This window comes from Flavobacterium piscis, from assembly GCF_031457575.1.
GTDB lineage: Bacteria > Bacteroidota > Bacteroidia > Flavobacteriales > Flavobacteriaceae > Flavobacterium > Flavobacterium piscis_A.
Map to the genome: position 1 here is coordinate 105,967 of NZ_JAVDWQ010000018.1, position 6,760 is coordinate 112,726.

At 32.1% G+C, this 6,760-nt stretch carries 6 protein-coding genes; 5 read left to right on the forward strand and 1 reads right to left on the reverse strand.

The window, feature by feature from the left end:
- Positions 1 to 18 precede the first annotated feature (18 nt).
- Complete coding sequence (lon, locus tag J2W48_RS19915) at positions 19 to 2,472, reverse strand: endopeptidase La (protein WP_310283551.1); 2,454 nt, start codon at positions 2,470 to 2,472, stop codon at positions 19 to 21.
- Between the two features lie 285 nt (positions 2,473 to 2,757).
- Between lon and J2W48_RS19920 the strand changes: the two genes are divergently transcribed.
- The 5 genes from J2W48_RS19920 to J2W48_RS19940 all read left to right on the forward strand — a co-directional run bounded on the left by J2W48_RS19920 (position 2,758) and on the right by J2W48_RS19940 (position 6,670).
- On the forward strand, positions 2,758 to 3,312 hold the full coding sequence (locus tag J2W48_RS19920) for an RNA polymerase sigma factor (RefSeq protein ID WP_310283552.1): 555 nt from the start codon (positions 2,758 to 2,760) through the stop codon (positions 3,310 to 3,312).
- 86 nt (positions 3,313 to 3,398) lie between these two features.
- On the forward strand, positions 3,399 to 3,932 hold the full coding sequence (locus J2W48_RS19925; protein ID WP_310283553.1) for an anti-sigma factor: 534 nt from the start codon (positions 3,399 to 3,401) through the stop codon (positions 3,930 to 3,932).
- On the forward strand, positions 3,916 to 4,977 hold the full coding sequence (locus J2W48_RS19930; protein WP_310283554.1) for a DUF4097 family beta strand repeat-containing protein: 1,062 nt from the start codon (positions 3,916 to 3,918) through the stop codon (positions 4,975 to 4,977). The genes J2W48_RS19925 and J2W48_RS19930 overlap by 17 nt, the downstream gene beginning before the upstream one ends.
- A gap of 190 nt (positions 4,978 to 5,167) precedes the next feature.
- Positions 5,168 to 5,578, forward strand: coding sequence for a hypothetical protein (locus tag J2W48_RS19935; protein WP_310283555.1), 411 nt, complete (start codon positions 5,168 to 5,170; stop codon positions 5,576 to 5,578).
- Positions 5,579 to 5,782: 204 nt separating this feature from the next.
- On the forward strand, positions 5,783 to 6,670 hold the full coding sequence (locus tag J2W48_RS19940) for a carbon-nitrogen hydrolase (RefSeq protein WP_310283556.1): 888 nt from the start codon (positions 5,783 to 5,785) through the stop codon (positions 6,668 to 6,670).
- The last annotated feature ends 90 nt before the right edge of the window (positions 6,671 to 6,760 follow it).

The window sequence follows — 6,760 nt, forward strand, 5'->3', positions numbered from 1 at the left end:
AATGTAAACTTTAAAGCTTTATTTCAATTGCTTCGCATTCTTTACATTCTGATCAGTCAGGGCTAAAGTCAAAACTTCGCTCATTTCTTTCACATAATGAAAAGTCAGACCCTCTAAATATTCTGCTTTAATTTCATCAATATCACTTTTGTTTTCGTGACATAAAATAATTTCTTTGATATTGGCTCTTTTGGCTGCAAGGATTTTTTCTTTAATTCCGCCCACCGGTAATACTTTTCCACGAAGTGTAATTTCACCCGTCATAGCCAGGCTTTTCTTTACTTTCTTTTGTGTCAATAATGATACTAATGAGGTCAGCATCGCAATACCGGCACTTGGTCCGTCTTTTGGTGTTGCTCCTTCCGGAACGTGCAGATGAATGTTGTACTTTTGAAACAATCCTATATCAAGCCCAAGTTTTTTAGCATTTGCTTTTATGTATTCCAGAGCAATCGTAGCTGATTCTTTCATTACAGTTCCTAAATTTCCTGTAATAGTCATTGTTCCTTTTCCTTCAGAAATCAAAGATTCAATAAATAAGATATCTCCGCCAACACTCGTCCAGGCTAAACCTGTAACCACTCCGGCAACATCATTGTTTTCGTATTTATCACGCTCTAATCTTGGAACACCTAAAACGGTTACGATATCTTCGTCTGTCACTTTTTTATTGTACTCCTCCTCCATTGCAACTGCTTTGGCGGCATTACGAATTACCTGAGCTATTTTAGTTTCCAGATTACGAACTCCGGATTCACGTGTATATCCTTCAACAATTTTCTCCAGTTGTTTTTTTCCAATTGTTAAATCTTTAGAGGTTAATCCGTGGGCTTCTAATTGTTTTGGAAAAAGGTGGCGTTTTGCAATTTCAACTTTTTCTTCAATTGTATAACCTGACATTTTAATTACTTCCATTCTGTCACGTAATGCTGGCTGAATTGCTGACATATTATTCGAAGTTGCAATAAACATCACTTTAGATAAATCATAACCCATTTCAAGGAAATTATCATAAAAAGAATTGTTTTGTTCCGGATCTAAGACTTCTAACAAAGCTGAAGACGGATCACCACTATTACCACTTGATAATTTATCAATTTCATCTAAAATAAAAACAGGGTTCGAAGTTCCGGCTTTTTTCAAACTCTGAATAATTCGGCCCGGCATTGCTCCAATATAGGTTTTTCTGTGACCACGGATTTCTGCTTCGTCACGCAAACCACCTAACGAAATACGTACATACTCACGTCCCAAAGCTTCAGCAACTGAACGCCCGATAGATGTTTTACCAACTCCGGGAGGCCCTGTTAAACAGATAATTGGAGACTTCATATCGTTACGAAGTTTTAGTACAGCCAAATGTTCTATCATTCTTTTCTTCACTTCTTCAAGTCCAAAATGATCTTTATCTAATATCTTTTGAGCAAATTTCAGGTCAAATTTATCTTTAGAAAATTCACCCCAGGGCAATTCTAAAAACAACTCTAAATAATTACGCTGAATTCCAAAATCTGGGGATTGCGGATTCATTCTTCGCATTTTAGACAATTCTTTTTCGAAATGTTTCTGTGTTTTCTCGTCCCATTTTTTGGTCTTTGCCTTCTGCCCTATTTCGTCGATTTCTTCCTCTTGCGAAACACCACCCAATTCTTCCTGGATGGTTTTCATTTGTTGATGAAGGAAATACTCACGCTGCTGCTGGTCTAAATCAAAACGAACTTTTGACTGAATGTCATTTTTCAATTCTAATTTTTGCAACTCTACATTCATGTAACGTAAAGTTTCCAGCGCACGGTCTTTTAATCCGTTTATCGATAATAAACCTTGTTTTTCTTTTACCGATAAATTCATATTAGAAGAAACAAAATTGATCAAAAACGACTGACTTTCAATGTTTTTTATCGCAAAAGTTGCTTCTGATGGGATGTTTGGACTTTCTTTTATAATTTGAATAGCCAATTCCTTTACAGAATCTAAAATAGCTGTAAACTCACTGTCATTCTCGTCAGGACGTGTTTCCGACACTTCTTTGATATGAGCTGTCATATAAGGATCTTCCGAAACGACTTCATCAATTTCAAAACGTTTTTTTCCTTGCAAAATAACCGTAACATTTCCGTCAGGCATTTTTAAAACACGAAGAATTCTGGCAACAGTCCCTATTTTATGAATGTCATCTTTAGACGGATCTTCATCTTCTTCATTAATTTGAGAAACTACACCAATAATTTTTCCACCGGCATTAGCATCATTAATTAATTTTATCGATTTATCTCTTCCTGCTGAAATCGGAATAACAACACCCGGAAATAAAACAGTATTACGTAAAGGTAAAATTGGCAACGAAAGCGGAAGCTCTTCATTGTTCATTTCCTCTTCGTCTTCAGGAGTTAATAATGGAATTAATTCTGCTTCGGAATCAAATTCCTGAAGTGACAGATTGTCAATAGTAAGTATTTTATGGTTTGACATAATAATATATAAGTCGTTTTGTCATTAAAAGATTTATTCTAATCTCAAATACAAACAAAAAAAGCGGTATTTTAAATAAAATGCGGCTAATAATTGTCTTTGAAAGTCAGGCCATAAAAATAGACAATCATTATGCCAAAAACAAAGACATTTCTTTTGAAATTTGATTTCAAAAACTACTTCATAAAAGAATGACGGGCATTTATTAAAATTTACAATTAATTTTATCAAAACTGTAACAAACCAAAAAAATCCAAGTCATTATAATAAACCAGCAATTATTAGTTGAATACAACCAATCAAAATATCGAAGAGTTAATCAAACTTTGTAAAGAAAACAATCAAAAAGCACAATTTGAAGTTTACAATCGTTATTGTAAAGCCATGTATAATGTGGCGTACCGAATTGTAAAAGACGAACATTTTGCACAAGACGTCATGCAGGAAGGATTTTTGAAAGCTTTTACAAAAATTAACGATTACAGACAGGAAGTAGCATTTGGAGCCTGGCTTAAAAAAATCATTATTAATTACAGTATTGATTTTTATAAAAAGAATAATGCTTTTCAGATGGAAGACCTGAACAAAACGCTTTATAAAATTGAGGAGAACGATGCCGTTTTACCTGAAAGTATCGATTTGAACTCACTTAAAGTGAAGCAGGTTTTAGATACAATTTCAGGTTTAAAAGATAACTACCGAATGGTTTTGACTCTTTTTTATATTGAAGGCTATGACCAGGAAGAAATTAGTGAAATCTTAAATATCAGTTATGCCAATTGCAGAACAACATTAAGCAGAGCTAAAGAAAGTTTACGAAAAAAATTAGAGGAAATATGAAATCACCACCAGAAAAAGTTTGTGCCAACAAACAATGGGTAAAAAGGTGAGGCCATATATTACCACTAAAAATAAAATTCAGATATATGAAAAAGGAAAATGACGATTTAGACCAATTATTTAAAAAATTTAAGAATCAATGGGATTTTCAGGAAATGAATACTGATCATCAGGTTGATTTCTTAAATAAATTAAACAGAAAGCAGCCAAAGAAAAATTATTGGTTTGTAACTGCAATTGCAGCTTCAATTATAGTAATGTTAGGAATATCTTTTTTTTACCATAATGAGAAACCAAAAGAATTCAAGTTTGCATCAAAAGAAACCAAAAGAACCGATTCCATTTTTAGCATTTTAATTGATAATGAATTAGTTAAATTAAAAGAAAAAAGCTCTCCTGAAAACGAACAAATAATAAATGATGCACTCAAACAAATGAAAGTTTTTGATGCCGATTATGAAAAAATTATAAAAGAGGTTCAAAAAAATGGAGAAAATAAGCAAATTATTTATGCCATGATAAGCAATTTACAAACCCGGATTTCTTTTTTACAAACAGTTTTACAACGCATAGAAGAAAATGAAAAATTTAAAAACACCACTGATGAAAAAACATTATAACATACTCCTTTTATTTATTTTAATTCCTTTTTTAGGATTTTCAAATGATGATAATTTTGTATCAAAACAAAAAAACATCAAAAAAACTTACATCGTAAACTCTAACGCCGGGATTAATATCAACAACAAATACGGAAATATTACAGTATCAACCTGGGATGAAGATAAAATTGATCTTGATATTACAATAAAAGTAACTGGTGGAAATGAAAATTGGGTAAACGAAAAATTAAACAGCATTGATGTTGATATTACGGCATTAAAATCAATGGTTACAGCAATAACCAACATTGCAAATTCTCCATTAAAAAGCAAGGGCAGCAGCAATAGTTTTGAGATAAATTATGTTATTAAAATTCCTAAAAACGGAACCGTAAAAATCATTAATAAATACGGAAATATCAACGCAGTAAGTTTAGAATCTACAACAGATATTTCCTGTAAATATGGAAAAGTAATATTGGGCAAACTCAATGGTCCTAATAACAGAATTGAAATTGGATACTGCCAGAACTCCAGTATTGATTACATTAAAAATGGAAAAATTGAAGCACGTTATTCTGGCTTAAAAATAAATGACTGCGGAAATCTGCATCTGGATGCCAATTATACTGATGTGACTATTGAAGAAGGACAAAATATAAAATATGATGGTAATTACGGGACTTTTAAATTTCAAAAAATAAACTCCCTAACCGGCTCGGGAAATTACTTAACAATTTCTATTAATGAAATCTCAAATAATCTGAATATTGATGGTAATTATTCTAAAATAAATGTTGCTGTTTTGAATGATAAATCTAAAGATGTCAACATAAATACCGGATACACTAATATTTCACTAGGATATAATATCAATTATGCTTTTGACTTTGATATTAATACTAAATACGGAAACATTAAAAGCGATGGCAATTTAGAAATTTCGTTAAGCGAAAATAAAAGCAACTCCAAAAGAATAAGCGGCTATTATAAGAAAAAAGGCCAGAATAAAGTTGCTGTCAGCTCTAATTATGGGAATGTTATATTAGTGAGAAAACAATAAATATCAATTTACTGCTTTTTAATAGTTAAACACCAGTTTTGTAGATCTGGTGTTTTTTTTGTTCTTTCATCAAATGTTATACTTCTACTTACCAGTCCTTTACCATTTTCAAAAAACATTTAACATTTTAACAAAGCAACTATAACGATATAACTCCATCTTCATAATAATTAACAATAAATATTTTTTTATGAAAACATTAAAATTAAAATCGGTTTTAGTTGTATTATTTTTAGCAACAGCATTTATTTCATGTGATAATGATGATGACAAGGCAACAACGAAACCTGTTATAAAAGTTGCTTTTGCGACAGAGGTCAAAGGTCCGGAAAAAGGCAAAGTAAATGAGGATGTAAACATTGAGGTTTCCTATAATTTAGAAAATCCTTGTGGAAAGTTTGACAAATTTACGGAAACTACTATCGGTACAGAAAAAGGATTTCAAATTCTAACCAAATATGAATCTGAAGTTTGTATTTTAATGGTTCCTGAATTACAAACGGCTATTTACAAATTTAAATCGGCAGAAAAAGGAACTTTTAATATAAAGTTTAAAAAATCAGAAACGGAGTTTATTACTAAAACAGTTATAATAGAATAACATATTTATTTTTTTAAGAGTCTGTTTAAAATTTAAATATTTTAGATTTTAAACAGGCTCTAGTAGATTAAGTTCAGGGCTTATATATTTTAAACCGTTTTATAAATATTTCTTTCAGCTGGAAAATTAGTTAAGAAATATTTATAAAACGGTTTTCTGCTTCTAAGTGGAAAATCACTATTTTTGCACACTAAATTTTATGTCATGCCGAAAAGAAAATATAAAATAGCCGTTGTTCAGTTAAACCTTAACGATGTTGCAGAAAATAATCTTAAAAAATGTATCAGTTGGGTAAAAGATGCTGCCAACAAAGGCGCTGAAGTTATCTTATTGCCTGAATTATACAGTAGTCATTATTTTTGCCAAAGTGAAGATGTAGACAATTTTGCATTAGCAGAACCTCTTTATAGTACTTCATTTATTGCTTTCAGCGAATTGGCAAAAGAATTAGGGGTTGTAATTATTGTACCTTTCTTCGAAAAAAGAATGGCTGGAATTTACCATAACAGCGCTTATATTATCGATACTGATGGAACAGAAGCAGGTTTATATCGTAAAATGCATATTCCGGACGATCCTCATTTCTATGAAAAATTTTATTTCACTCCGGGTGATTTAGGTTTTCAGGCAATTGAAACTAAAAAAGGAAAAATAGGAACGCTTATTTGCTGGGACCAATGGTATCCTGAAGCTGCCCGTATTACTGCTTTAAAAGGTGCAGAAGTATTGTTTTATCCAACAGCAATTGGTTGGCATCCAAAAGAAAAAGAACAATATGGGGAAAATCAATATGGCGCCTGGATGAATGTAATGAAAGGTCATGCCGTTGCCAATGGTGTTTTTGTTGCCGCTGCCAACCGAATTGGTTTAGAACAATATATTGATGGAACAGACGGTATCCAGTTTTGGGGAGCTTCTTTCATTGCAGGCCCGCAGGGTGAAATTCTGGCACAGGCTTCTCACGATCAGGAAGAAATTTTGATTGCCGAAGTAGATTTAGATTTACAGGAAAATGTTCGTCAGAACTGGCCATTTTTCAGGGACAGGAGAATTGATGCATTTGGTGATATTACAAAAAGAGCAATTGAATGAATTACCCCGAGGCAGAGCCTCGAGGTATCGCGTTACTCGAAAGATAACCGCAATTGATTTTTGTTAAACGATTTATAAACTATTTTTTCT

Excerpts from the sequence above, each read along its gene's own strand:
- lon (WP_310283551.1), bottom strand. The coding sequence starts at position 2,472 with ATGTCAAACCATAAAATACTTACTATTGACAATCTGTCACTTCAGGAA.
- J2W48_RS19925 (WP_310283553.1), top strand. The coding sequence starts at position 3,399 with ATGAAAAAGGAAAATGACGATTTAGACCAATTATTTAAAAAATTTAAG.
- J2W48_RS19930 (WP_310283554.1), top strand. The coding sequence starts at position 3,916 with ATGAAAAAACATTATAACATACTCCTTTTATTTATTTTAATTCCTTTT.
- J2W48_RS19935 (WP_310283555.1), top strand. The coding sequence starts at position 5,168 with ATGAAAACATTAAAATTAAAATCGGTTTTAGTTGTATTATTTTTAGCA.
- J2W48_RS19940 (WP_310283556.1), top strand. The coding sequence starts at position 5,783 with ATGCCGAAAAGAAAATATAAAATAGCCGTTGTTCAGTTAAACCTTAAC.